Raw genomic sequence first — 1,301 nt, 5'->3', positions numbered from 1 at the left:
GCTCAGTTACAAAAAAGACGCTGATTGCCGCCGAGCAGGATCGTCCCGATGTCACCCGTCGGCGGGCGCAGTGGACCAAGTATCGGGATCGGATCCTAGCGCTGCTGCCTCCGACGGCACAAACCTGCCTCGCTGCGTCTGGCTTTCTTGTAAGCGCAAACTGCAAGGCGGGCCCCCACGTCTTTGCTTTGGTCGGCTACGCCTTTGGTTATCCGAGCTAACCGGGCGAGCGGCGTAAGCGCGGCCGCTGATCCGCTGCAAACTACCGTTTCTCATAGGCTTTGCAGGTCACCGAATGTGGTCGAATGGGTATGGCGGAACGCACCATCGCCGGAGACCACCGATGTATTTCCACCTCTATCAGGACGACAAGCGAGAGTGGTGTTGGTCGCTGCACGGCGGGAATCACCATAAGATTGCCAGCTCCGGTGAAGGCTACCATCACAAGACCTGATGCTGTCCCTGCCCTTGGACTAGTCCAAGGGACGAACGAACGCACTCCGGTAAAGGACTGAAGACTGCGAATTGACCATCGTCGGAGACTTACATGCATTTCGAATTGTACCGAGACGAGCACCAGGAATGGCGTTGAAAGCTACACGCGCGGAATGGTCTCAATATCGTCACCTCCGGCGAAAGCTACCACAAAAAGGATGATGCTATTCGCGCCATCAGGCTCGTCCAAGCCACGACTGACGAAACTCCGATCCGTATATCCGCTACCTAGCGTCGGTAGCGTGTCAACCTATCACCTCTCGCTGTTGATAGGGAAATCGACACATGTAACCGTAACTCATCGGCGATCATCAATGCTGCCGATCAGAATCAGGAGAGACGCCTATGCCGATCCATATTAGCTACGCTGAGAAAGAGCTAACCAACGAACAGCGCGCGTCGCAGCCGGCGAACGCCGCGCTAGCTCAAGGAACGCAATACTCGCTGTTGCTCAAGAATCGATCCGCTCAGCCCTGGATATTTTTCGTTTATCAGAAGTTGCCGCGCCTGCAGGCGGATATTTTCTCCTTGGCTTGGTTCTGCTCCCCCTATCAGATCCAAGTCGGCGATCAGATCAGGTTCACGTGGGAAATCGGGACTAAGTGCGGGGTCAATGTTCAGCGTCGATTCACAACCTCGAGGTCTCCGGCCTCGACCGCCGCGGCCTGCTCTACCAGCTCACCACCGCGATCTCGAAGCTCAACCTCAACATCGCCCTCGGCGCATGTCGCGACCTTCGGCGAGCGCGCCCGCGAGGTGTTCTATGTCACCGACCTGCTCGGCGCCCAGATCACCGCGCCGACCCG

The 1,301-nt window shown here is 57.3% G+C and carries 1 protein-coding gene and 2 pseudogenes; all 3 read left to right on the top strand.

The genetic code is table 11. The features are described from left to right. Positions 1-221 (top strand): hypothetical protein (locus K359_RS64160; RefSeq protein ID WP_029085271.1); only part of this gene is annotated, 221 nt, incomplete at its 5' end. Positions 222-607: 386 nt separating this feature from the next. Beyond that, positions 608-727: pseudogene (locus K359_RS66690) on the top strand (hypothetical protein); the annotation flags it as partial. A 403-nt stretch (positions 728-1,130) separates the two neighbouring features. Beyond that, positions 1,131-1,301 (top strand): annotated as a pseudogene (locus K359_RS62945) (ACT domain-containing protein); the annotation flags it as partial.

The organism is Bradyrhizobium sp. th-b2, assembly GCF_000426785.1.
Taxonomy (GTDB): Bacteria; Pseudomonadota; Alphaproteobacteria; order Rhizobiales; family Xanthobacteraceae; genus Bradyrhizobium; species Bradyrhizobium septentrionale.
This window is presented reverse-complemented; position numbering and strand designations above follow the sequence as displayed.